This window comes from Bizionia myxarmorum (assembly GCF_008086205.1).
Lineage (GTDB): Bacteria > Bacteroidota > Bacteroidia > Flavobacteriales > Flavobacteriaceae > Algorimicrobium > Algorimicrobium myxarmorum.
In genome coordinates this window covers 864,040-890,470 of sequence record NZ_VSKK01000001.1, presented here as the reverse complement: position 1 = coordinate 890,470, position 26,431 = coordinate 864,040, and the positions used below count along the sequence as shown (strand labels likewise).

At 34.5% G+C, this 26,431-nt stretch carries 24 protein-coding genes; 17 read left to right on the top strand and 7 right to left on the bottom strand.

What is annotated here, in order from left to right; all coding sequences use genetic code 11:
- The first annotated feature begins 232 nt into the window (after positions 1 to 232).
- Positions 233 to 1,990, top strand: a complete 1,758-nt coding sequence (locus ES674_RS03995) for a hypothetical protein (protein ID WP_148402682.1) — start codon at positions 233 to 235, stop codon at positions 1,988 to 1,990.
- Positions 1,991 to 2,291: 301 nt separating this feature from the next.
- Here ES674_RS03995 and ES674_RS03990 read toward each other — a convergent pair whose 3' ends face one another.
- The 5 genes from ES674_RS03990 to ES674_RS03970 form a co-directional block, all read right to left on the bottom strand.
- The gene (locus tag ES674_RS03990) at positions 2,292 to 4,064 is read right to left on the bottom strand and encodes a MutS-related protein (RefSeq protein ID WP_148402681.1); all 1,773 of its coding nucleotides are present in this window, start codon (positions 4,062 to 4,064) and stop codon (positions 2,292 to 2,294) included.
- A 15-nt stretch (positions 4,065 to 4,079) separates the two neighbouring features.
- The gene (locus ES674_RS03985) at positions 4,080 to 4,994 is read right to left on the bottom strand and encodes a M28 family peptidase (RefSeq protein WP_148402680.1); all 915 of its coding nucleotides are present in this window, start codon (positions 4,992 to 4,994) and stop codon (positions 4,080 to 4,082) included.
- 77 nt (positions 4,995 to 5,071) lie between these two features.
- The gene (locus ES674_RS03980) at positions 5,072 to 5,818 is read right to left on the bottom strand and encodes a succinate dehydrogenase/fumarate reductase iron-sulfur subunit (protein ID WP_148402679.1); all 747 of its coding nucleotides are present in this window, start codon (positions 5,816 to 5,818) and stop codon (positions 5,072 to 5,074) included.
- A gap of 9 nt (positions 5,819 to 5,827) precedes the next feature.
- The gene (locus ES674_RS03975) at positions 5,828 to 7,825 is read right to left on the bottom strand and encodes a fumarate reductase/succinate dehydrogenase flavoprotein subunit (protein ID WP_148402678.1); all 1,998 of its coding nucleotides are present in this window, start codon (positions 7,823 to 7,825) and stop codon (positions 5,828 to 5,830) included.
- A 14-nt stretch (positions 7,826 to 7,839) separates the two neighbouring features.
- Positions 7,840 to 8,517: a succinate dehydrogenase cytochrome b subunit gene (locus ES674_RS03970; protein WP_148402677.1), complete on the bottom strand. Its 678-nt coding sequence runs from the start codon at positions 8,515 to 8,517 to the stop codon at positions 7,840 to 7,842.
- 441 nt (positions 8,518 to 8,958) lie between these two features.
- On the opposite strand from ES674_RS03970, the gene ES674_RS03965 reads away from it, so the two are divergent.
- The gene (locus tag ES674_RS03965; protein ID WP_148402676.1) at positions 8,959 to 10,251 is read left to right on the top strand and encodes an aminopeptidase P family protein; all 1,293 of its coding nucleotides are present in this window, start codon (positions 8,959 to 8,961) and stop codon (positions 10,249 to 10,251) included.
- Positions 10,252 to 10,294: 43 nt separating this feature from the next.
- On the opposite strand, the gene ES674_RS03960 is transcribed toward ES674_RS03965, so the two are convergent.
- Positions 10,295 to 11,578, bottom strand: coding sequence for a branched-chain amino acid transport system II carrier protein (locus ES674_RS03960; protein WP_148402675.1), 1,284 nt, complete (start codon positions 11,576 to 11,578; stop codon positions 10,295 to 10,297).
- A gap of 75 nt (positions 11,579 to 11,653) precedes the next feature.
- Between ES674_RS03960 and ES674_RS03955 the strand changes: the two genes are divergently transcribed.
- Together ES674_RS03955 and ES674_RS03950 are read left to right on the top strand one after the other, a co-directional pair.
- Positions 11,654 to 12,427 (top strand): alpha/beta fold hydrolase, encoded by a 774-nt coding sequence (locus ES674_RS03955; RefSeq protein WP_148402674.1) that lies wholly within the window; start codon positions 11,654 to 11,656, stop codon positions 12,425 to 12,427.
- A 62-nt stretch (positions 12,428 to 12,489) separates the two neighbouring features.
- Positions 12,490 to 12,771 carry a hypothetical protein gene (locus ES674_RS03950; RefSeq protein ID WP_148402673.1) on the top strand — a complete coding sequence of 94 codons (282 nt, stop codon included), beginning with the start codon at positions 12,490 to 12,492 and terminating at the stop codon, positions 12,769 to 12,771.
- On the opposite strand, the gene thiL is transcribed toward ES674_RS03950, so the two are convergent.
- A complete protein-coding gene (gene thiL / locus ES674_RS03945) occupies positions 12,768 to 13,814 on the bottom strand; it encodes a thiamine-phosphate kinase (RefSeq protein ID WP_148402672.1) in 1,047 nt (348 codons plus the stop codon). The two genes, ES674_RS03950 and thiL, sit on opposite strands and share 4 nt — an antisense overlap.
- Before the next feature lie 307 nt (positions 13,815 to 14,121).
- Between thiL and ES674_RS03940 the strand changes: the two genes are divergently transcribed.
- The 13 genes from ES674_RS03940 (at position 14,122) to ES674_RS03880 (ending at position 26,423) form a co-directional block, all read left to right on the top strand.
- The gene (locus ES674_RS03940) at positions 14,122 to 15,495 is read left to right on the top strand and encodes a choice-of-anchor B family protein (protein WP_148402671.1); all 1,374 of its coding nucleotides are present in this window, start codon (positions 14,122 to 14,124) and stop codon (positions 15,493 to 15,495) included.
- A gap of 7 nt (positions 15,496 to 15,502) precedes the next feature.
- Positions 15,503 to 16,831 (top strand): hypothetical protein, encoded by a 1,329-nt coding sequence (locus ES674_RS03935; protein ID WP_246125970.1) that lies wholly within the window; start codon positions 15,503 to 15,505, stop codon positions 16,829 to 16,831.
- Complete coding sequence (locus tag ES674_RS03930) at positions 16,828 to 17,598, top strand: MbnP family protein (protein ID WP_148402670.1); 771 nt, start codon at positions 16,828 to 16,830, stop codon at positions 17,596 to 17,598. The genes ES674_RS03935 and ES674_RS03930 overlap by 4 nt, the downstream gene beginning before the upstream one ends.
- Positions 17,599 to 17,605: 7 nt before the next feature.
- Positions 17,606 to 18,676 carry a cytochrome-c peroxidase gene (locus tag ES674_RS03925; protein ID WP_148402669.1) on the top strand — a complete coding sequence of 357 codons (1,071 nt, stop codon included), beginning with the start codon at positions 17,606 to 17,608 and terminating at the stop codon, positions 18,674 to 18,676.
- Positions 18,677 to 18,869: 193 nt separating this feature from the next.
- The gene (locus tag ES674_RS03920) at positions 18,870 to 19,199 is read left to right on the top strand and encodes a HesB/IscA family protein (RefSeq protein WP_148402668.1); all 330 of its coding nucleotides are present in this window, start codon (positions 18,870 to 18,872) and stop codon (positions 19,197 to 19,199) included.
- A 38-nt stretch (positions 19,200 to 19,237) separates the two neighbouring features.
- A complete protein-coding gene (locus ES674_RS03915) occupies positions 19,238 to 19,630 on the top strand; it encodes a four helix bundle protein (protein ID WP_148402667.1) in 393 nt (130 codons plus the stop codon).
- A gap of 39 nt (positions 19,631 to 19,669) precedes the next feature.
- Entirely contained in the window at positions 19,670 to 21,115 is a 1,446-nt protein-coding gene (gene sufB, locus ES674_RS03910) for a Fe-S cluster assembly protein SufB (protein WP_148402666.1), read from the top strand.
- 31 nt (positions 21,116 to 21,146) lie between these two features.
- Entirely contained in the window at positions 21,147 to 21,578 is a 432-nt protein-coding gene (locus ES674_RS03905; protein ID WP_148402665.1) for a hypothetical protein, read from the top strand.
- A 1-nt stretch (position 21,579) separates the two neighbouring features.
- On the top strand, positions 21,580 to 22,332 hold the full coding sequence (gene sufC, locus ES674_RS03900) for a Fe-S cluster assembly ATPase SufC (protein WP_148402664.1): 753 nt from the start codon (positions 21,580 to 21,582) through the stop codon (positions 22,330 to 22,332).
- Positions 22,333 to 22,411: 79 nt separating this feature from the next.
- Positions 22,412 to 23,725, top strand: a complete 1,314-nt coding sequence (sufD, locus tag ES674_RS03895; protein ID WP_148402663.1) for a Fe-S cluster assembly protein SufD — start codon at positions 22,412 to 22,414, stop codon at positions 23,723 to 23,725.
- A gap of 143 nt (positions 23,726 to 23,868) precedes the next feature.
- Entirely contained in the window at positions 23,869 to 25,083 is a 1,215-nt protein-coding gene (locus ES674_RS03890) for an aminotransferase class V-fold PLP-dependent enzyme (protein WP_148402662.1), read from the top strand.
- Positions 25,084 to 25,152: 69 nt separating this feature from the next.
- Positions 25,153 to 25,950: an META domain-containing protein gene (locus ES674_RS03885; protein WP_148402661.1), complete on the top strand. Its 798-nt coding sequence runs from the start codon at positions 25,153 to 25,155 to the stop codon at positions 25,948 to 25,950.
- A gap of 50 nt (positions 25,951 to 26,000) precedes the next feature.
- Entirely contained in the window at positions 26,001 to 26,423 is a 423-nt protein-coding gene (locus ES674_RS03880) for a SufE family protein (RefSeq protein ID WP_148402660.1), read from the top strand.
- Positions 26,424 to 26,431 lie beyond the last annotated feature (8 nt).

Here is a 26,431-nt window from a genome sequence, read left to right as displayed (position 1 = left end):
TTTAAATAAATTTATTTAAAGCCGTGAAATAGAAATGACTAATCATATTAAAAATTAAACATTAACTATTTGATATTCAGCATACTATATTTTTATGACAGATGTTCTATTGGGCAAAGGCCAATTACTCGCATAAAACTACCTATTTCCAACAATCACAGCTAACTATATCTTGCGCTTTCTTTTAAAATATTCGTTCTTTGCGGACATTTTAAATTATACAAAATCATTTATGAAACTACCCATTTTAAAGACATTAAGTATTCTAATAATTCTATCTAGTAGTACTACTCTATTTAGTCAAACCCAACCAGGAATAAAAGACTCGGTGTTATTAAACATCCCTAATATTGGCAAAATAGGTGGTGCCCACTTATTAAATTGGTCTTTCAATACCGATAAAAGTGAGATTTTTTTATATGCTTATAGCCATATTAATGGATCTCAAATTATAAGTAGTAAGGAAGAAATAGAAGCTGCAAAAAAAGAAAATGATGAGAAAAGCTTTTTTGGAAAAATGGTTTCAACATCTGGCCCAAGTTCTCAAGACATTATTATACCTGTTGTACTAGAAGGAAGTATTATGTCATCAGACATGTCCATTATTGCAACTAAAAAGTATTTATTTCATAAAACGGAAGGTTTACCGGAAGGAAAAAATGTCTTTTTTAAACCCGCTTCGGGTATGGTAAGCCTTGATGGGTTTGCACCAGGAACACTTTTAGATTATAATTATAGTGATATAAATACCGTATTTAAATACGCGCCAACTCTTGACAAAGAGTTACTTTCCCTTACAGAACTGAAGGTTAAAGGCGAAGGTTTTTTAGGTACTAAAAATATGTCTCCATGGATTACCAAAAAGAAAGCATTTTTTAAATATGTGGATAATAAAGGCTATGTAAGCGATGTTGAAACAAAGGACATCATTAATCTTAAAGATAATCCAGAACTTACAGATTATGAATTTTTAAGAGAAAGTGATAATTCTGCAGGTTCAAATTATATTTCTTGGTTTGTAAAGGAGAAAGACGACGCTGATTACAAAACGGTTACCTATAATGAAGAAACTCAAAAAATGACGGTGCAATCATTTAAGTTTGATACACCTAGAAATCCAAAGACACTTACTAAAACCGTTTATAATAAAGAATTAGAGCCGGTTGGTTTTGCAACTATTTTTGGATATCACAAAAAAGGAAAGAAGTCTGAAACGTATGTGACTACAGATTTTGATATTATATATACAGATCTTGCAGGTACTGTTAAATTTCAAACGAAATTTTCTTACGGCAGCGAAAAAACATATAAAAATGTGGTCTCTCCAATACTTATAATCAATGAAGGGAATGATGTTTTACAATTTGTAAACCACAATCAGCAATCATTAATGAAGAGTGACTTTGAAGTGTTCACTTTGGATGCTTCCGGAAAAACAAATCTTGTATTTTCTGATATATTTTCGGCAAAACAAGGTGAAACATATATCAGATATTTTGACTATTTAGTAGATTATGATGCCATAACTAAAATGGGAACACACTACATACTTCGTAAAAATAATACTAAAAAATCAACAGAAAGCATTCCTAATAGTACTTTACAAAAGGAAGTTATTTTAAATGAAGGCTTTAATTACACCGTTTTAGATAGTAATTTTAAACCCGTTCGTTTTGATTCTTACAATCCAGGAACGCCACAAAAAGACGGTTTTGGTTACCAGTATATTGACGTAACAGATAACCAATTTACGTCTTTATCTGAACGCGCAGGTAGATATTACTTAACAACGATTACACCAAATAGCATCAATACAATTTCTTTGAAAACAGATCTTGGTAAAAATTCATCTCAAATGCTATATTTTGGAAGTTATATGAGCGATTTCGCATTGGTAAACAAAGAAAATAAAGAATTCTTTATCTTACATCAATACTACACTGCCGACAAAGTTTTAGATAAAGTTGCCATTATTAAAGTAGGCTACTAGTTTATACCAATTATAAAAACAAAGTTCAGACCTCACAGATTCCAAGACCTGTGAGGTCTTTTTTATTCAATACGATTAACCGTGGTACATCTTCGGTTTTTAACTTGAGGAACTGTTAGGTTTCGCTTAGTTTATACCTAAAGTTAGGTAGTTCAAATGTATAAAAAATACCGAATTATAATACGTGATAGCTTTCTATGGAAGTTTAAAAAAATGTGAGATGGTTTTAAACTAGATGTTGTGATTTTGCATCTAGGACATGCGCTTCGCTGATGCTTCGATTTCCTAACTACGCTGGAAGTTATATAATTTCCATTTTTTTCAATAAGAAACTGGCATTCATATTCTGGCAAACACCTTTCTTGAATTTATAATCGAAAAAGAGCTCATCATTAATTATTTGCGCGTCAAAATAGTAGTTTTTAACGGGTTCTAACTCGGTTTCAATCACACACAAGCTTAAATCGTGCGTAGCAATAATACCTGTAGCGTGGGAAGCCACTAATTTCTCAACAAACTTTTTGGAACCAATAGCTTTATCTGTTGAATTGGTTCCTTTTAAAATTTCATCTAGAATAATAAAATAAGGTTCTGTTTGAATGGCGTCTACAATGAATTTTAAGCGCGTTAATTCCGAAAAGAAGTAACTACTATCATCCGTCAGCGAATCGCTGGTACGCATACTAGTAATTAATTTTATAGGCTGATAGTTGCTGGTTGCTGCACAAACTGGCAATCCAACATTGGCCATAACAATATGCAAAGAAACGGTTCTTAAAAATGTACTTTTCCCAGCCATATTGGCACCTGTAACAATAAAAAACTCGTGATTGTTTATGGTTAAATCACTAGTAACACGTTTTGCTGCATTTAACAACGGATGTCCTAACTGCTTAGCATCAATAGTTGTTTTATCTTTAGTGATATTTGGAAAAGTATATTCTGGATGGTTAAAAGCATAGTTCCCTAAACTATTGTAAGCATCAAAAAAGGAAACCACTTCAAACCAATTGGCAACGGTTTCATGGTATTGTGAAATCCATTGTTCCACTTTATAACTATTTTTCAAATCCGTAAGCAAAAAGCCATTCCCTAAAATGGCAGAAATCAAATTATTACGATTATCAAGCGCATCTAAATGTTTTGAAAACTTGGCAAAAATAGCAGACGCTTTTTGATGTTCTAATTGAATTTGTGACTGCTTTTCTTTTAATAAATTACAGGTGAAATTTTCCTGTTCAATTTGGTCCAAAAGCGTGGCATATTGTCTAAAGGTATCTTTAACCTTATCCGTGTTAGCTGATAAATCATTAATTCTCTTCAGATAGATTCCTGTAATAATTAAACCTACAAACAACCATAAAAACGCAAAAATAGGTGCTATAATTTCGAATGAAGAAAGTACAATTATAACCATTGAAAGAATACTGAAAACTAAAGGCAACCACCTCATAACTTTCGGCAAGAATAACTGATGACTTTTAAGCCATTCAATAATTTTCACAGCAGGAGTTTCCACTTTTATTAGGGTGGCAACAGCTGAAAAATGCTGACGCCAATTGGCTTTACTTGCTAATTCTTTAATTACTTCTTGTCGTGCTTCCACGTCATGAATATCATTCGCATTTAAGGCATTGGCCAATTTTGTGGTGCCTTCAAGAATAGACGTTCTATTTATAAATTGAAAGAAAGAACCTTTCCCAAACAAATCAATATCCAAGCTATAAAAATGAGTAGGATTTTGAAATTCCAAACCTGTTGGTCGTTCATGAAAATTTCCAGAAGCAATAGCTATTTCATCTTCATTGATACTTACCAAAGCCTTGTGAAGATTGCGTTGGTATTTGATATCAGTATATTTTGAAAGCGTAAAAATAAAGACAATAATTCCTAAAACACCAATACCTACAGCAAACTTCCAATTATTAATGGTTAAAACAATTCCAATAACCGCAGCTAAAAAAATACTTAAGCGCAGCATGCTGAATTTAAAAAGTGCTTTGTTATACTTTTTTACAGCAGTTTGATGCGTTTCTAATTGATCTTTATAATAGGTATTTGGATTATTTTCCATAAAAAATAGTGACTTCTAAAATTTCAACTTATCAATTTCACTGAAAAACATGATGATACTTTGAACAGCATTCTTGTAAAATTCTGGTTGAATATTTTCAAAATCATCCGTTGGTTTGTGATAATCTTTATGATCTTCTACTCCAAAATAGACATAAGGTATTTTTTTTCTAGCAAAAGAACCATGATCTGAAGAATAGGTCCAGTTTTGTTTTTTATCGGAACCATCATGTCCTGCAATAATAGTTATGTTTTCTGAAGGTTTAATATTCTCATAAACCGTTTGTAAATTTGGATGTGTTTTAACGCCTGTGGCGTACAACTCCTTATTTACATTACGGGAAACCATGTCCATGTTGATGTTTAAAACAATAGAATCTAATGACACAATTGGATTGTCTACATAATATCTAGAACCTTGAAGCCCTAATTCCTCGGCATCAAAAAAGGCAAGTATTACGGAATGAACGGGTGGGTTTTCTTTAAAGTACTCAGCAAAGGCAAACAAAGCACTGACGCCGGAAGCATCATCATCTGCTCCGTTATAAATTTTCCCATTTTTTATGCCCTCATGATCATAATGTGCACTTAAAACAATATACTTTTGTGAATTTTCAGTTCCTTTTATGAAGCCTAAAACATTAACACCATTGTATTTTATTCTACCTGAATCAAAATTAAATGCTTGTTCAAATTCTCCATTTAAAGGGGCAACTTCTAAATTTTTTAAGCATTCAATAATATAGGTTTTTGCCTTCTCGGCTCCAGGCGTTCCGGTTCGTCTTCCTTCGTAGGAATCTGAAGATAATTCCTTTACGTGTTCTAATAAATCATCAGCATCAAAACTATAAGTTTGTGCTATTTGACCATAAAAATGGTTCGAAAACAAGCCTAGTACGGCTATTACAATAATATATTTCCAGTTTTTCATTGTATAAAAATAAGCATTCAAAGAAACAAAAAAATCCCAAGTAACACTTGGGATTTGTATAGATTTAACAAAGAAAATTAACCTTTTAGAACGGCTTTCATATACTCACGATTAACACGAGCAATATTTTCTAATGAAATGCCTTTAGGACATTCCACTTCACAAGCTCCAGTATTGGTACAACTACCAAAACCTTCTTCGTCCATTTGTTTTATCATGTTTAAAACACGGTCTGTTGCTTCAATTTGACCTTGCGGTAATAAGGCATATTGGGAAACTTTAGCACCAACAAATAACATAGCTGAAGAGTTTTTACAACTGGCTACACAAGCGCCACAACCAATACAAGTTGCAGAATCAAAAGCGGTATCAGCATCATGTTTATTAATTGGAATGGTATTCGCATCAATAGTATTTCCAGACGTATTTACCGAAATAAATCCACCAGCTTGCTGGATACGGTCAAAAGAACTTCTATCTACCACTAAATCTTTAATTACAGGGAAAGCAGCTGCTCTAAATGGTTCGATAACAATAGTATCGCCGTCTTTAAACATACGCATGTGCAATTGACACGTTGTTACGCCACGATCCGGACCATGTGCTTCACCATTAATATATAAGGAACACATACCGCAAATACCTTCACGACAATCGTGATCAAACTCTACCGGCTCTTCACCTTTATTAATTAGACCTTCATTTAAAACGTCTAACATTTCAAGGAAAGACATATCTGGAGAGATATCACTTATAGGATATTCAACCAATTTTCCTTTATCGTTAGCGTTTTTCTGACGCCATATTTTTAACGTTAAATTCATAGCTTCCTTTTATTTATAACTTCTTTCTTTAACTTCAATATTTTCGTACGTCAATTCTTCTTTATGCAAAACAGCATCTTTTGGCTCACCTTTGTATTCCCAAGCAGATACATACTGGAATTCTGTTCTACGTTGTGCTTCACCATCTTCTGTTTGGTATTCTTCTCTAAAATGTCCACCAGCAGATTCTTCACGCAATAAGGCATCTTTTGCAAATAATTCTCCTAATTCTAGGAAATCGGCTACACGTAATGCTTTTGCAAGCTCTTCGTTAAATTCTTCATTTGTTCCAGGAACGCGAACATCTTTCCAGAACTCTTTACGCAATTCAGCAATTTCTACAATAGCAGATTCTAAATCTTTAGCGTTACGAGCCATGCCACATTTATCCCACATAATTTTACCTAAACGTTTGTGGAAATGATCTACAGAATGTGTTCCGTTATTATTAATTAAATGGGCAATATTATCTTTAACACTCTTCTCTGCTTCATCAAAAGCTGGAGAATTTGTTGGGATAGCGCCTGTTCTAATATCATCAGCTAAATAATCACCAATAGTATAAGGCAATACAAAATAACCATCGGCTAGACCTTGCATTAAGGCGGAAGCACCTAATCTATTTGCACCATGATCCGAGAAGTTTGCTTCCCCAATAGCGTATAAACCAGGAACGGTTGTTTGTAAGTTATAATCTACCCAAATTCCGCCCATAGTATAGTGAACAGCTGGATAAATCATCATAGGAGTTTCATACGGATTTTGATCTACAATTTTCTCATACATCTGGAACAAGTTACCATACTTGTTTTTCACCACTTCTTGACCTAACTGTCTAACTACAGCAGCATCATCTTCATTCAGACCTTTAATGTGAGCTTGCTCTTTTCCGTAGCGTACAAATGCCGCAGAAAAATCTAAATAAACAGCTTCTCCTGTTGCGTTTACACCAAAACCAGCATCACAACGTTCTTTAGCGGCACGTGATGCGACATCACGAGGCACTAAATTTCCGAAGGCTGGATAACGACGCTCTAAATAATAATCGCGGTCTGCTTCTTCTAATTGCGTTGGCTTTAATGAACCAGCACGAATAGCTTCCACGTCTTTTTTATGTTTTGGAACCCAAATACGACCATCGTTACGTAACGATTCGGACATTAAGGTTAATTTTGATTGATGATCTCCTGAAACAGGAATACAGGTTGGGTGAATTTGTGTGTAACAAGGGTTTGCAAAATAAGCACCACGTTTGTGTGCTTTCCATGCAGCTGTTACATTAGATCCCATAGCATTGGTTGATAAAAAGAAAACGTTTCCATATCCACCAGTTCCTAGAACAACAGCGTGAGCTGAATGACGTTCTATTTCACCTGTTACTAAATTTCGGGCAATAATTCCACGTGCTTTTCCGTCTACAATGACAACATCTAACATTTCATGGCGACTGTACATTTTCACTTTACCACGACCTATTTGACGATTTAATGCCGAATAAGCACCTAATAAAAGCTGCTGACCAGTTTGTCCAGCTGCGTAAAATGTTCTGGAAACGAGTACACCACCAAAAGAACGGTTATCTAATAAGCCACCGTATTCACGAGCAAAAGGAACACCTTGCGCCACACATTGGTCAATAATATTAGCCGATACTTCTGCTAAACGGTATACGTTAGCTTCACGAGAACGGTAATCGCCACCTTTAACCGTATCGTAAAATAAACGGTAGGTTGAATCGCCATCACCTTGATAATTTTTTGCTGCATTAATTCCACCTTGAGCTGCAATAGAGTGCGCGCGTCTGGCAGAATCCTGAAAACAAAATGCTTTTACGTTATAACCCAATTCTGCTAACGTTGCCGCTGCAGAACCACCTGCTAAACCAGTACCAACAACAATAACATCAATTTGACGTTTGTTGGCTGGATTAACCAGATTAATTGAGTTTTTATGATTAGTCCATTTATCTTCAAGTGGACCTGCTGGTATTTTAGAATCTAAAGCCATATTAGATATATTTTTTAGTTATTAAGATGATGGAATAATGCAATGAAAATAAACCCTAAAGGAATACCAATAGCGTAAACTTTCGCAAAACCCATTAATCCTTTTGTGTATTTGTTGTTTGCTCCAACAGATTGGAAAGCAGACATAAAACCATGCAATAAATGCAAAGCTAAAAATACAAATGCTAAACAGTAAGCTGCAACACGCAGAGGATTCTGAAATTTATGAACCAACTCTTCGTAGTAACGAAAGCCTTCGCCATTTGCTAATACGCCCGACATATCACCTTGGATATATTTGGTATTAATCTCAGGAAACCAGAAATCGATAAAGTGAAGCACAATAAATGCTAAAATAGCTGCACCACTCCAAATCATGTTTCTACTCATCCATGTGGAATTGGCGTTACCATTGTTTCTAGCATAACTGATTTTTCTAGCACCTTTGTTTTTAATTTCGAGTACAAAGCCCATAATAAAATGGAAAAGCACCCCTAAAATTAAAATAGGTTGAAAAATATATTGCACTAACCAGAAAGTTCCCATAAAATGAGAGACTTCATTAAAGGTATCCGGACTGAACACCGATAACATGTTAATAGCAAAATGCTGTAGTAAAAAAATCATTAGGAAGAATGCCGAAAGTGCCATGGCAAATTTTCTTCCAATCGAAGAATTCAAAATTCCGCTCATTGTTGAAGTTTAATATTTATCAAGCAAAGATACGCTTCCAATCAGTTTTAGACAAAATACAGACATTATTATACATTATTTAGAATCATTTTAAACAGAAACATCAGGATTAGAGATGAAACAAATCTTTTAATCTGAAATTTTAACGATAAAAACATCAAAAACAGTAATTTTTAAAGTGAAGAATTACATTACAAAGAAAAATAAAGAACAACCACTTTTTAAACCCTACAGCATAAAATGTGGGTGTTAAAGTTTAGCAAAAGTGCCGCTTTATTTTTCTAAACCATGCCGAAATATGTAGCTTTGAGGAAATTAGTTTTTATTCTTTTGAAACGCGCGTGATAAAAGCTTTATCCATTTAAGAAATAATTAGTTTACCGATCGGAAGAGTACTTGGCGAACAGCGTGTCACAATTAAAAAACAAAAAATACAAATACATGAAATACCATCTTATAGACAATCAACTCTTTATTAAAAATAGAAAAAACTTTATGGCTCAAATGAAGTCCAATAGTTTGGCCGTTTTTAATTCTAATGACATTTATCCAATTGGCGCCGATAGCTCCATGCCTTTTGAGCAAGATCGAAATATCTTTTATTTAAGTGGTGTAGATCAAGAAGATAGTATTTTAGTTCTTTTTCCAGATTCTCCAAATCCAAAACATCGTGAAATTTTATTCTTAACGGAAACCAATGATCATATTGCTGTTTGGGAAGGCGAAAAATTAACCAAAGAAAAAGCTTTGGGAACATCCGGTATAAAAACTGTTTATTGGCTTGAAGATTTTGATAAAATTTTTAAAGAAGTTATGGCGCAATGTGAAACCATATATATTAATACCAATGAACATTATCGGGCAAATACGGCGACAGAAACTCGGGAAATGCGTTTCAATAAAAAAATAAAGGATCAATATCCAGCTCATAGTGTAGCAAAAAGCAATCCTATTTTACAGCGTTTGCGCTCTGTAAAAAATGAGATTGAATTGGATATCATGCAACAAGCTTGTCATATTACCGAGAAAGGGTTTAGACGTATTTTAAATTTCGTTAAGCCTGGGGTTATGGAATATGAAATTGAAGCCGAATTTATGCATGAGTTTTTAAGAAACCGTTCTAAAGGCTTTGCATACACCCCAATTATTGCATCTGGAAATAACGCAAATGTGTTACATTATATTGAAAACAATCAAGAATGTAAAGCTGGCGAATTAATACTTTTAGATGTTGGCGCAGAATATGCCAACTACTCGAGTGATATGACGAGAACGGTTCCGGTTTCAGGGAAATTTACAGACCGACAAAAAGACGTTTACAATGCGGTTAATCATGTGAAAAAAGAAGCTGAAAAAATGCTGATTCCAGGAACTATTTGGGCAGATTATCATGTGGAAGTTGGAAAACTAATGACTTCTGAACTTTTAAAATTAGGGTTGTTGGATAAAGCTGATGTACAAAATGAGAACCCAGATTGGCCAGCTTACAAAAAATACTTTATGCACGGAACGTCTCACCATATTGGTTTAGATACGCATGATTATGGTTTACTTCATGAACCGATGCAAGCAAATATGGTTTTTACTGTTGAGCCAGGAATCTATATTCCGAAAGAAGGTTTTGGAATTCGTTTGGAAGATGATTTAGTCATTCAAAAATCTGGCGAACCTTTAAATTTAATGAGTAATATTCCTATTGAAGTTGAAGAAATTGAAGACCTTATGAATTCTTAAATAAATAAACATCAAATTTATATAAAAAGCCTCTCTAATATAATTATTGAGGCTTTTTTAATGCCAATATGATAGCAATAACAAAAGTTATAAGAGCTGGCAATACCCATCCTAAACTATAATTGGCCAAAGGAATCAAATCTATGGTTGGTTGTATGGAATCCAGCGGTACCAAAAACTTTAAAAAATCGGGAATACTAAATATAAAGGTTACCAGAACAACCGATCTGAAAACTAATTTTGTAGCAAATTTCTCTGGAATGGCATTTAATAAAATCAATACAATAGTAATTGGATAAATAAACATCAAAACTGGTAAGGCTATATCAATAATGAAAGTTACATCATAACCACCAATTAAAGCACCTAAAAAAGCCCCCAGACCCGCTGTAATGGTGAATGCTCTTTTAGAACCCTTAAACAAACTGCTAACATAATCTGATGCACCCGTTAAAAGTCCAACTGCTGTTGAAAAGCAGGCTAATGCCACCAAAACACTTAAGAAAACAGACCCAATAGAACCTAAAGTCAACTGACTTAAACCTATTAAAATTTCGGTTCTAGGTGCATTTTCAGGAAAACTAGATTGCAACAAATAACCACTAGCAATAAGACCCGTGTAAATTACAACAAGACCAAAACCAGCCATTAAACCAGATTGGGTTATTAATTTCTTGTTTTCAGCATAATTTCTTCCACTATTATTATTTAAGGATACAACAATTACAGCACCAACAATAACACCTGCAATAGCATCAAAAGTTTGATATCCTTCTAAAATTCCTGAAGTTAATAAAGCAAAAGGTGAATTAAAGTCTGTAGAAATAGCATCAGCGGAGCCAACATAAATACCTAGACTAATAATAAGTAATAATATGAGAACAATTAACGGCGTTAAATATTTTCCCATTAAATCTAAAAGGCGAGAACGGTTCATAACCAGGATAAAGGCCAAACCAAAATAAACCGAACTAGTTAACAAAGCCGGTGTATTAAAAAATGGCGCAATTGCCATTTCATGCGTTACCGATGCTGTTCTTGAACCGGGCAAGGTTATAGCAATAACGTACATTAAAAAACAATAAATAGAACTAAAAAGTGGGGATACTTTTTTTCCAAAATCAAACATAGTGCCTTGCAATTTGGCATGAGCAAAAATACCTAAAATAGGAATAAACACGGCTGTTATGACAAAACCTAAAGCTACTAAATACCAGTTTGCTCCAAATTGTACACCTAAAAATGGCGGTAAAATTAAATTGCCTGCACCAAAAAACAGCGAAAACATAGTGAAGGCTACAATGAGAGTTTGCTTGGTTTTATTCATATAATTTCAAAAAACAAAATTGGATTTATCTAATAGCTATCAAACTCCATTATCTTTGTGTAAGAAATTTCAAAAATGATATTAGACTACAAAGGTACTTCTGTTTTTTATACCGACCAAGGCCAAGGCACACCTATTGTGCTTCTGCACGGATTTTTGGAAAATAGTAGTATGTGGAATAGCCTTATCCCTGAACTTATTAAAACAAATCGTGTCATTAACATGGATTTATTAGGACATGGACAAACGGGATGTTTGGGCTACATTCATAGTATGGAACTGATGGCAGAAACAGTTCAAGCAGTTTTAAGTGAACTTAATATTTCCAAAAGTATTTTTATAGGCCATTCCATGGGTGGTTATGTTGCTTTGGCCTTTGCTGAAAAATTCCAAGAACAGATTATAAAATTATGTTTAGCCAATTCTACCGTTCAAAATGATAGTCCAGAGCGGAAACTAAATAGAGATCGCGCCATTTTAGCCGTTAAAAAGAATTACACCATTTTTGTGCGCATGGCTGTTACCAATTTATTTACTATTGAAAACCAATCGCTTCTTAAAGCGGAAATTTCAACAGTAAAAAAGGAAGCTTTAAAAACACCACTTCAAGGTATTATTGCTGCTTTGGAAGGCATGAAAATAAGAAAGAATAGAACGGAAGTTCTAAAAAAGGCCATTTTTCCCAAATTAATGATTATTGGGCGTAAGGATTCTGTTATTGAATACAATAGCCTTTTAAAGGAAGCGGAAGAGACTAACACGGAATATGCAGTTTTTCCGGATGGACATATGAGTTATATTGAAAATGCAGAACTTTTCCTACAACAAATTAGGCATTTCATCGAATAATTAGTGATTTTGACGGTTTAAGTCTTTTTTTTTATAGTTTTATCATTCCCAAAATTATAAACATGAAAACTACTACCCAAAAAATCGCCTTCATCCCTAAAGTATATTGTAATATTTTCGGGCATGATTTTAAAGTATCTCGAAATGTGACACTTCACGTGAAAGAATACCAGTGCAAATGTTGTAAAAAGCAAGCTACCACCAATGGAAATGGCGCCTTAACAGAACTCACCCCAAAATTTAAAGAAATTAACAGTATTTTAGAACGCATTCACACCCGCCGAGAGATCCGTTTAGCTTCCGAACGTTATAATGAAGACAATCTAGTGCATATTATTGCTTAACCTTTAAAACTTTTCCAACCTTGCGCTTTTATTGGAATTCTAGATTCATCTCTAGTAACTAAATGTATACCAGAACTTGCTTCTTGCATATAACCAATAACGCTAAAGTTAGGATTGGCTTGGATTTTCGGAAAGTCTTCTTGTGAAATTGTGAATAATAATTCATAATCCTCCCCACCATTTAAGGCCACAGTTGTACTGTCTATATTAAATTCTTCGCAGGTTGAAATAACTTGTGGATCTAATGGAATTTTATCTTCGTATAAATCACAACCTACAGCACTATTTTTACATAAATGAAGAATTTCAGATGATAAACCATCACTAATGTCAATCATTGAAGTTGGTTTTACATCTAAATCTTTCAATAAAGTCACAATATCTTTTCGTGCTTCAGGCTTCAATTGTCTTTCAACAATATACGTGTATTGATCTAAATCTGGCTGACTATTTGGATTCACTTTAAAAACCGCTTTTTCGCGTTCTAATATTTGTAATCCCATATAAGCGCCGCCTAAATCGCCCGTTACTACTAACAAATCATTAGGTTTTGCTCCGCTTCTGCAAACAGCTTCACCTTTTGCAACTTCGCCAATGGCCGTAATAGAAATAAGTAAACCAGAAGTAGATGATGTTGTATCACCGCCTATCAAATCCACTTCATAAAAGTTGGCGGCTGTATAAATACCTTCGTAAAGTTCTTCCAAAGCTTCCAATGGAAATCTATTAGAAACGGCAATAGAAACCGTAACCTGCGTGGCCATGGCATTCATAGCATAAATATCAGATAAATTCACCATCATCGCCTTATAGCCTAAATGCTTTAATGGCACATAGCTTAAATCGAAATGGACACCTTCCACTAACAAATCCGTGGAAACAACCACTTGCTTTTTACCAAAATCTAAAATGGCAGCATCGTCTCCGATACCTTTAATGGTAGATTTTTTCGAAATTTTAAAATTAGAGGTCAAATGATCAATTAAGGCAAATTCACCTAGATCTTCCAATTTCGTGCGCTGTTGATTTTTATCTTCTATCATGCTGCAAAAATAAGAAGCTTCTCGCTATTTGTAAGCATTGAAATCTAATAAATTGTATTTCCATTCTAATAGCTCACATTTTTATTATAAAAAAGATGATAAACCACCAATTTTTTATTTGAAATCCGCTAATTTTGTTTGGCTTCCAATGAAAATAATTTGGAATAATTCAATTAAAATTAAGCGAGTAATGTTTATTAAATTCATGATTATCAAACATTGAAGCAACAATATAACTTTAAAATTGGCGTTATTTAAAAACTATAATATAATCACATCACACACTAAATACTAGCAGTCAAAATCTATGAAAAAAACGTTTAAACGCCCACAATTTACCAAAATATTACTGCTTTGTGCTGTTGTATTGTCACTAACCACTTCTTGCAGTGATGATGAAACTGTTAATCCCGTATCAACTAGTATTGATACAGATAATGATGGCGTCCCAGATAATGAAGATAATTGTCCAAATACACCCAATCCAAATCAAGAAGATGACGATAATAATGGAATAGGAAATGCATGCGAACCTGCAGATGGCACGGCTGCATTATACGAATGTATTAACGGAATGGCGGGACCTTACCCTTGCAGTGGCTATGATTTAATGAGCCATATTCCAGTTTCTAAGTTAGGGCAACCAAACGCAGAAGGCAATGATTCTTGGGGATGGACAGATAGTTTAACTGGCAATGAATATGCATTAGTTGGCACCACACAAGGTACCGCGTTTGTAAACGTAACGGATCCTATAAACCCAGTTTTATTAGGCCGTTTGGCATCAGCTAGCCCTGGTGGAAGTGGCAATATTTGGCGTGATATGAAAGTGTATAATAATTACGTTTTTATAGTTAGTGAAGCAACTGGTCATGGTATGCAGGTTTTTGATTTAACCAGATTGCGTGATGTCATTACAGCACCAGAAATCTTTACAGCAGATTTTCATTATACTGGATTTGGTAGTGCTCATAATATTGTAATTAACGAAGACTCCGGATACGCTTATATTGTTGGAACTAGCCGCAGTGCTACCTATGCTGGAGGACCTTTATTTATTAATATTCAAAATCCTTTAAGTCCTATTATGGAGGGTGGTTTTTTTGGGTATTCTCATGATGCACAGGTTCTAAATTATAATGGTCCTGATGCTGATTATAGCGGTCAAGAAATTTTAATTGGTAGCAATGAAAATGAAGTTGTTATAGTAAATGTAACAGACAAAGGAAATCCTACAGTTATTTCCACAATTGCCTACAACAACATTGGATATACACACCAAGGATGGTTTACTGACAATTTAAAATATTTTATTTTAGGTGATGAAACCGATGAACAATCCTACGGTAATAATACACGAACTATTGTTTTTGATTTCACTGATTTAGACGCGCCTTTATATCATATGGATTATACAGGCCCAACTGCCGCTATAGACCATAATGGGTATGTAAAAGGCAATACCTTCTATTTAGCTAATTATGCAGCTGGTATTCGCTTTATTGATATTTCAACAATAGGTTCTGGAACCATGACAGAAGTTGGCTATTTCGATTCCTATCCTACAAATAACAGTACCAGTTTTCATGGCGCTTGGAATGTGTATCCTTATTTTGCTAGTGGAAATATTATTGTTAGCGATATTGAAGGCGGACTATTTATTGTAAGAAAGCAAAATTAAAATCACCTTGAAACTAAAAATTTGTAGTCTCATTATTTTAGTTGTTTTGATGGCTTGCTCATCAGATAATGGCATCGTAGATTCCACGAATCCTGATACATCCATCACAACGGTTTTAACGCTTGGTGGATCAAAAAATGAAAGTGGACAATCCGTTGTAAAAACTACGGATGGCGGCTATGCTATTTTAGGTTTTAGTCAAAGTGCAGATGGTGACATAACGGATAAACTAAATGAAAGTTATGATTTCTGGGTGCTTAAATATTCGGCAACGCACAGTTTGCAATGGTCTAAAACCTATGGCGGATCTGGTGATGATCGTGGTGAAAAGATAATTCAAACTCAAGATGGTGGATTTGTCATTTTAGGTTATAGCGACAGTGCAGATGGTGATTTAACAGACAATGCTGGAGCGCAAGATTATTGGTTAGCTAAACTAGATTCAAATGGTAATTTACTTTGGCAAAAATCTTTTGGTTACTTGGGTGCCGATCGTGGAAAATCAGTTTTAGAAACTACTGATGGCGGTTATTTTTTAACGGGCATTTTAGATGTTACAGCTTCAGGTGGCGCCGGAAATACCAGAGATGCGAGTTCCAGACATGCCGGTGGTGATTATTGGGCTTTAAAATTAGACAGCCAAGGCACTATTGACTGGAGTAAATATTACGGTGGCAGCTTTACAGACACGCCTTTTGACGCCATTGAAACAGCCGATTCGGGATACATAATTGTAGGTTCGTCCGACAGTGATGATGTAGATATTGCGAATAATATTGGTGATTATGATTTTTGGGTTGTGAAAATTTCTAACTCCGGAGCAATTATCTGGGAGAAAAATTTTGGCGGAACTCAAATTGATGAAGCACGCGGGATTATAAATTCTGCTGATGGCAATTTCCTTATAATTGGTGATACGCGAAGTAATGATATTCAGGTATCCAACAATTTAGGTGCAGCAGATTTGTGGCTCATAAAAATATCTTCAGAAGGAAATTTGCTTTGGGAGAAAACTTATGGTGGCAGCAATTTTGATGTGGGTCGTTCTATTTCAAAAGGAAATAAAAATACCTTTATTTTATCCGGAAGCTCTAGAAGTGCTAACGGTAATTTAAACTCCAACAAAGGTCAAAATGATGCTTGGTTTCTAAAAATAGATGCCAATGGAACAGTTATTAAACAAAAATCGGTAGGCGGATCTGCAATTGACTATTGCTACAACGCTATCGAATTAAATGATGACACGATTATTGCTGTTGGCGAATCCAGCAGTTCTGATGGTGATATTTTAGAAAATAAAGGATTCTCAGATCTACTAATTATTAAAACAAAATGAAAAAAATAATATCCATATTCGTATTAGCACTTGTTATTTTTTCCTGTGGAAAAGATAACGATGATAATTTAACGCCGGCACAACCTCAAGTTGCCGTAACCTTTAAATTCACCCATAATTGGGATGGAACAACTGTAAACAGTAGCAACCTACAAACCGAAGTTGTTACCAATGCAAACGGTGAAATTATGAACATGACCAGATTACGCTATTTGGTTTCCCGGTTTATATTAACAAATGAAAATGGAGACTCCTTCAATTTCGACGGTTATAAATTCACCAATTTAGCGGATGAGTCTACGTATAATTTTGTTCCAGAAAATAATGGTATTCCAGCAGGAACCTATAGTTTAAAATTTATTTGGGGTTTCAATGAATTAGATAATATAGATGGAGCGCATCCTGATTTAAATAGCGCATCTTGGAACTGGCCCGCCATGTTAGGCGGCGGGTATCACTTTTTGCAATTTGACGGGATGTATAATGTAAATACCACGCCACTACCCTACAATTTTCATAATGGAACGGCTCTTGTTAGTGCCGATGTTTTCGAACAGAATTTTGCACAAATTACGTTACCATCTAGTTTAGAAATTACAAACAATGCGACTATCGAAGTGAAAATGAATATTGCCGAGTTTTTTAAAAATCCAAACACATGGGATTTGAATGTTTTAGACACTTCATTGATGCCTAATTACGATGCCCAAAAAATGATTCAAGCTAATGTTCAAAGCGTTTTTTCTTTAGGAACCATTACCCAATAAAAAAAAGATGACTAAACTATTAACCTATTCCTTTTTACTTTTCTGCTTTCTTTTAACAGCTTGTTCTGATGAAGGCACTGAGGAATATGTTAATAAACCAACGGCGCAACCATTAGAGATTCCGCCGCTTTTCGCACAACTTATTATCAATCCCGTCATTCCTTTTGATAATCCACAAACGATTGAAGGCATCGCGCTTGGAAAAAAATTATTTTTCGACCCTATTCTTTCGGCTAATAATACACAAGCATGTGCCACGTGCCACAATCCACAAAACGCGTTTACAGATAGCTCGCAGTTCAGCGTCGGTATTGATGGTAATTTGGGTATTCGGAATTCTATGCCCCTTTTCAATTTAGCATGGAATTATGACGAGCAATTTTTTTGGGATGGTCGTTCTTTTAGTTTAGAACATCAAGCTTTAGTGCCTGTTGAAGATCCCGTAGAAATGCATAACACTTGGGAAACCGTTATTTCTAGATTACAACAACATCCTGAATATCCCAATTTATTTTCTGCAGCTTTTGGCGATGGCATAATTAATAAAGAGAAAGCGACTAAAGCTATTGCGCAGTTTGAACGTACACTAATATCAGCAAATTCTAAATTCGATAATTATTTATTAGGTCTAGTTGAGCTGTCGCCTCAAGAAACTAATGGATTAAATATTTTTATGGATGAAGATCGCGGTGACTGTTTTCACTGCCATGGGAATCCAAATAATCCTTTATGGACTGATAATATGTTTCATAATAATGGTTTGGATGCTACAATTACCGACATTGGACTTGGCGCATTTACCGGTGATCCTGCAGACAACGGAAAATTTAAATCGCCTTCACTTCGGAATTTAAAATACACAGCTCCTTTTATGCATGATGGCCGTTTTGCATCTTTAGATGACGTAATTAATCATTACAGCGAAGGATTAAAAAACTCACCAACTATTGATCCGTTGATGAAAAAAGTGGCACAAGGTGGCGTTCAACTTACCAATCAAGATAAAGCCGATTTAAAAGCTTTTTTACTATCATTATCGGATGCTTCATTTGTAAATAATCCGGATTTCAGGAATTAATTACAGACCTTCAAAAGTACCAAAACTTTAATTATAGCCTGTATTTATGGGGCTTTTCACTTGAAAAAATGTTCTAAATAATAGGATAAGAATAATCTATTCAACTATCTCTTAATATCATGTTAGGTTTCATGGTAATCCATGACTTATATTGTATATTTGCATACTATTTAGAGTTAATCTAATTAAGAATATGATAAAAGTATCTGAAACAGCAAAGAAGAAAGTCGTAGAGTTAATGACGGATGACGGCTACAACGCAAGCACCGACTATGTTCGTGTTGGTGTAAAAAGTGGTGGCTGCTCTGGTTTATCTTACGATTTGAAATTTGATAAAGAACAAGTAGAAGGTGATAAGGTTTTTGAAGATAATGGCGTTAAAATCATTGTTGACAAAAAAAGCTTTTTGTACCTCATTGGAACGACTCTAGAATATTCTGGAGGATTAAATGGCGCTGGTTTTGTTTTTAACAATCCTAATGCCAATAGAACGTGTGGTTGTGGTGAAAGTTTTTCGCTATAAACTTTAAGTTCAACATTGAAAATTCAAAGTTTAAAGTTATGGCAACGATTAAAAATTTTGAAGATTTAGAAATTTGGCAATTAGCGAGAGTGCTTTGCAAAGACATTAATGCAGTTACTCAAAAAACAGAATTAAGAAAAGATTACAAATTATACAGTCAAATTGATGGTTCTTCAGGCTCCGTTATGGATAACATAGCTGAAGGATTTGAAAGAAATGGAAATAGAGAATTTATTCAATTTCTTTCAATAGCAAAAGCATCATGTGGCGAAACACGATCTCAATTATATCGCATTTTCGATAGAGATTATGTAACATTAGAAGAATTTGAAAAACTGAAAACACAAACTTTAGATTTAAGTAAAATGATTTCAGGTTTTATGAATTATTTAATTAAAAGTGATTTCAAAGGAAGCAAGTATAAAAGTTAGCAACTTGCCATTTTGAATTTTGAATAAGAAACTTTGAATATGAAGTATACTGAAGACGATTTAAGAGAAGAATTAAAAACCAAAGAATACGAATATGGTTTTTACACCGATATTGAATCGGATACATTTCCTGCTGGTTTAAATGAAGATGTTGTTCGTGGTATTTCTAAAAAGAAAGAAGAACCAGAATGGATGACGGAATGGCGATTAGAAGCGTTTCGTGCTTGGCAAGAAATGGAAGAACCAGAATGGGCCAACGTAAACTATGAAAAACCCGATTTTCAAGCCATCTCCTATTATTCTGCACCAAATAGCAAACCAAAATACGACAGTTTAGACGAGGTAGATCCCGAATTATTGGAAACCTTTAAAAAGCTAGGTATTTCAATGGACGAGCAAAAAATGTTAGCAGGTGTGGCCATGGATGTGGTTATTGATTCCGTTTCTGTAGCAACAACCTTCAAAAAAACATTAGGTGAAAAAGGGATTATTTTTATGAGTATTTCCCAAGCCATTAAAGAACACCCAGAATTAGTTAGAAAATATTTAGGAACCGTTGTTCCACAGAAAGATAATTTCTATGCGGCTTTAAACTCCGCCGTATTTAGCGATGGATCGTTCTGTTATATTCCAAAAGGCGTTAAATGCCCTATGGAATTATCAACGTATTTCAGAATTAACCAAGCCGGAACAGGTCAGTTTGAAAGAACACTTCTTATTGCGGATGAAGGTAGTTATGTAAGTTACCTAGAAGGTTGTACAGCACCAAGTCGTGATGAAAACCAATTGCACGCTGCCGTAGTAGAACTTATTGCTATGGATGATGCCGAAATTAAATACTCAACTGTTCAAAACTGGTATCCTGGAAATTCTGAAGGAAAAGGTGGTGTTTTCAACTTTGTAACCAAACGTGGTATTTGTGAAAAGAACGCTAAAATTTCTTGGACACAAGTGGAAACAGGTTCCGCTGTAACCTGGAAGTATCCAAGTTGTATATTAAAAGGTGATAATTCAGTTGGTGAATTTTATTCTATTGCTGTAACTAATAATTATCAGCAAGCCGATACGGGGACCAAAATGATTCATTTAGGAAAAAATACCAAATCCACTATTATTTCAAAAGGTATATCTGCAGGAAAATCTCAAAACTCGTATAGAGGATTGGTTCAAATTGCTGCACGTGCTGAAAACGCCCGTAACTTTTCACAATGTGATAGTTTATTAATGGGTAATGAATGTGGTGCACATACCTTCCCTTATATTGAAGCTAATAACAAGACGGCTATTATAGAACATGAAGCCACGACTAGTAAAATTGGTGAAGATCAAATATTTTATTGCAACCAACGTGGTATTGATACCGAGAAAGCCATTGCACTTATTGTAAACGGTTTTAGTAAAGAAGTATTGAATAAATTACCAATGGAATTTGCTGTAGAAGCTCAAAAATTACTAGAAATTAGTTTAGAAGGATCTGTAGGATAAATAAATAAACCATTTTATTTAGTTAGTTTTTATGAAAAAATTAGTCGCACTTTTAGTTATCACTCTCGCTTTTGCAAGTTGCAAAAATGATAGTAAAATGGACGAAGCAACAACAAATTCGGAAAGCATGGATTTAAATGATCCAAACCGGACGGACAAGCAAAATGACGGATTAACTTTATTACAAGGTGAATTTGTTTATTATGCAGATGCAGCTGTTTTACAAACGCAACAGGAAGTATACGGCGTTGTTTTAGATGATAAAATGACAGAGCTAAATAAATTGGCGCAAGAATATAAAAAAGAAGCAACAGATTATGCAACGGTAACCATTCGTGGCAAAGTAATACCAAAACCAGAAAACGAAGAAGGCTGGCCTTTTCGTATAGAAATAAAAGAAATTTTAAATGTTTCAGCATCTAATCCTGAAACCAATAATGTAGTAAAACTGGAATCCAAATAACATGTTAAAAATAAATAATTTACACGCAAGTGTTGACGACAAAGCCATATTAAGAGGCATAAATTTAGAAGTAAAAGCAGGAGAAGTTCACGCTATCATGGGTCCTAACGGATCTGGAAAAAGTACGCTAGCTTCAGTAATTGCTGGAAAAGAGGAATACGAAGTAACAGAAGGTAGCATCACTTTAGATGATGAAAGTATTGATGAGATGTCTGCTGAAGAGCGCGCTCACAAAGGTGTTTTCTTATCCTTTCAATATCCTGTAGAAATTCCAGGTGTTTCTGTAACCAACTTCATTAAAACAGCTATTAACGAAACGCGCAAAGCTAAAGGTCTTCCAAATATGCCAGCTAATGAGATGCTGAAAATGATTCGTGAGAAATCTGAAATGTTAGAAATTGATAGAAAGTTTTTATCACGTTCTTTAAATGAAGGTTTTTCAGGTGGTGAAAAGAAACGTAACGAAATTTTCCAATTAGCGATGTTAGAGCCTAAACTTGCTATTTTAGATGAAACCGATTCAGGACTTGATATTGATGCCTTGCGTATTGTAGCTAATGGCGTTAATAAGCTTAAAAGTGAAGATAACGCGGTTATCGTAATTACCCATTACCAACGTTTATTAGATCATATTGTTCCCGATTTTGTTCACGTATTACACAATGGACGTATTGTGAAAACAGGCGGAAAAGAATTAGCCCATGAGCTTGAAGAAAAAGGCTACGATTGGATTAAAGAAGAAGCAAACGCGTAGTACAATTCAAAGTTTAATATTCCAAATTCAAGGTTGCAGAACCCATTTTATCGAATTGGAAAACTTTAAAGATTAGAACATGGAATTAAAAGAAAAATTAGTATCCTCATTTATGGCTTTCGAAGATCGTATTGATATCGATTCGCCTGTTCATGATATTAGAAGTGAAGCAATGAAAACCTTTGAAACTGACGGTTTCCCTGGTAAGAAAAATGAAGATTGGAAATACACCTCTTTAAAAAGTGTATTAAAGCACGACTATAGCGTGTTTCCAAAACAGGAAAATCACATAGATTATCAGCAGGTTAAAAAATACTTTATCCACGATATCGATACTTATAAAATTGTTTTTGTAGACGGAAAATATTCGTCTTATTTATCAGAAACAACGCACGAAGGAATTGATGTATGCTTGATGTCATCGGCATTAAACAAACCAAAATACCGTTTAATTATTGAAAATTATTTCAATAAAATAGCAGGAAAAGATAGCATCACATCTTTGAATACTGCCTTTTCTCAAGAAGGTGCTTATATTCATATTCCTAAAAATAAATTGGTTGCAAAGCCTATTCAAATTATACATTTTGCAACTGGAAACGAATCGGCTTTAATGTTGCAACCACGAAATTTAATTGTGGTAGATGAGAATTCGCATGTGCAAATTGTCGAGCGTCATCAAAGTTTAACGGAAAATCCGGTTCTAACTAATAGTGTCACCGAAATTTATGCAAATAAACGTGCCATTGTGGATTATTATAAAATTCAAAATGACAACGAACATGCCTCTTTAATTGATAATACCTTTATTAACCAAAGACAAGAAAGTTTCGCATCACTACATACCTTCTCGTTTGGCGGGAAGTTAACGCGTAACAATTTAAGTTTCTTTCAAAATGGCGAACGCGTAGATTCTACGCTAAAAGGTGTAACCATTATTGGTGGAAAACAACATGTAGATCACAACACATTAGTACATCATATTGAGCCAAATTGCGAAAGCCACCAAGATTATAAAGGTATTTTTGCCGATAGTTCTACAGGAGTTTTTAATGGTAAAGTTCTAGTAAACAAGGAAGCACAAAAAACCAACGCTTTCCAAGCTAACAACAATATTTTAGTTAGTGATAAAGCGAGTATTAATACTAAACCACAATTAGAAATTTTTGCTGATGACGTAAAATGTTCTCACGGTTGTACTATTGGTCAATTGGATGAAACCGCTATGTTTTACATGCGTTCACGTGGTATTCCTGAAAAAGAAGCTAAAGCCTTGCTTATGTTTGCCTTTAGTAACAATGTATTAAGCTCCGTAAAAATTCCAGAAATTAAGGAGCGTATCACCAAAATTATTGCTCATAAATTGGGCGTAAATATTGGTTTCGATTTGTAGATAAACAATGAGTAAAAATATATGTAGCGGGAAATAAACTATTTTTTATTGTAGCTATTTCCCGCTATTCGTTTCACCAACTTGCCTTTTTTGAAAAGGCAAAAAGGATATAACTACAATCGGAACTATTTTAAAACAAAACAATGTTCAACGTAGATAAAATAAGACAAGATTTCCCTATTCTGCAAAGACAAGTTAACGGCAAACCGTTAATATACCTTGATAATGCAGCCACATCACAAACGCCGCAACAGGTTATAGATGTTATTGTAGATTATTATAGTCATTACAATTCCAACATTCATAGAGGTGTTCATACCTTGAGTCAAGAAGCTACGGATAAATACGAAGCTGCCAGAAATACCATTCAAAAACATTTTAATGCCAAACATGCCTACGAGATTATCTTGACAGCAGGCACAACCCATGGTATTAATTTAATTGCTAGTGGATTTTCTTCCCTATTGAAAAAAGATGATGAAATTTTAGTTTCCGCTTTGGAACATCACAGTAATATTGTGCCTTGGCAAATGTTATGTGAAAAAACAGGCGCAACCTTAAAGGTTATTCCTATGAATATGGATGGCGAATTGGTAATGTCTGTTTATGACAAATTACTATCCAAAAACACAAAACTTGTTTTTGTTAATCACATTTCCAACGCATTAGGAACCATTAATCCTATTGAAGAAATTATTAGCAAAGCACATGAAGTTGGCGCTGCTGTTTTAGTGGATGGCGCTCAAGCCTGTCCACATTTAAAACCAGATATGCAGGCTTTAGATGTCGATTTCTACGTAGCGTCAGCACACAAAATGTGCGGACCAACCGGAGTTGGCATGTTATACGGAAAAGAAGCGTGGCTTAAAAAGCTTCCGCCTTATCAAGGTGGTGGTGAAATGATTGCTGAAGTAAGTTTTGAAAAAACGACCTATGCAGATTTACCGCATAAATTTGAAGCCGGAACACCTAACATTTGTGGTGGAATAGCATTTGGAGCAGCTGTAGATTATATGAATGCTATTGGTTTTGAAGCCATAGCCAAATATGAGCATGAGCTTTTAGATTATGCAACCGCCGAATTATTAAAAATAGAAGGCCTGAAAATTTTTGGCACCGCTAAAGAGAAAACCTCGGTAATTTCATTTAATTTAGAAGGCATTCATCCTTATGATGTGGGAACACTATTAGATAAAATGGGAATTGCGGTTAGAACTGGTCATCATTGTGCACAACCAATTATGAATTTCTTTAATATTCCAGGCACGGTGAGAGCTTCTTTCGCGTTCTATAATACCAAAGCTGAAGTGGATACTTTAGTTTCTGGCGTTAAGAAAGCAAAAATGATGTTGTCTTAAAACATGCATAAAATTTGGCCTTTCAATTGTTTGGCTTTCTTTTTGCATAAGGACTAAAAAACAAAGATTATGAAATATATAAGTATACTTTTTATCAGCCTTTACATGGTTTCCTGTGGAAATTCTAAAGACGCTACAGCTATGAATAAACTAACGCAATTAAACGGCGACTATAAAATATCAATGGTTGGAGCGGATTCATCTTTTAATGAAGATGTCACCATCCAATTCAACAGCGATGAAAAAACGGTTTCAGGAAATTCTGGCTGTAATCTTTTTAATGGAAGTTATACTTCTGAAGGTTCAAAATTAGAATTTGGTTCATTAGCAACCACCCGAAAAATGTGTGACACAGAAGCTAATACTTTAGAACAAAATGTTTTAAAAGCATTGCAGAACACGAAAAGCTATTCCATTAGCACTAATGAAATTTCGTTTTATGATGAGGCGCACTTTACTATTTTAAAATTAGAAAATTCAGATACCATGAGCGCTAAAATCACTACAAGTCAAAGCGATTATCAAGTAGAATATTCAGCAGTTTCTCGTGGTACGTTTTTGATGATTACCTATGAAAACGGAAGTATATTATTTCAAAAAGATAGAGATTCTAAAAAGCAAACAAAAACATTATTAAAAGACGAGGTCGTTTCAATAGAGAAAAAAATAGCGGCTATAAATATCGCATCTCTTGACACTTTAGAGCCGCCATCCAAAGCACATCAATATGATGGTGCCGCTGGTGCAACACTAAAAGTAACTGAAAACGAGACTAGTTATCAAACTGCGACTTTTGACCATGGAAATCCACCAAAAGCTTTAGAAGCCTTGGTTTCTGAATTAATTTCGCTGACTGAAAAACTTTAAAAAATTGAATAGGTACTTTACTTATTGTATTTTTGTGTAAAATTAGAATCATGCAAATTGAAGACATACAAAACGATATTATAGACGAATTTTCCATGTTTGACGACTGGGAAGAACGCTATCAATATATGATTGATTTAGGCAAAACATTACCTCTAATTGATGCGCAATATAAAACAGATGACAACCTCATCAAAGGCTGCCAAAGTAAAGTTTGGGTTCATGCTGATTTAGTGGATAAGCATATTGTTTTTACCGCAGATAGTGATGCCATTATTACCAAAGGAATTATTGCCATTCTTATTCGCGCGTTTTCAAATCAGAAACCGCAAGCAATTCTTGATGCCAACACCGATTTCATTGATGAAATTGGCTTAAAAGATCATTTATCGCCAACACGTGCTAACGGTTTAGTTAGCATGATTAAGCAATTAAAAATGTACGCTATTGCGTACCAAACCCAACTTAATTAGTTTAGTTG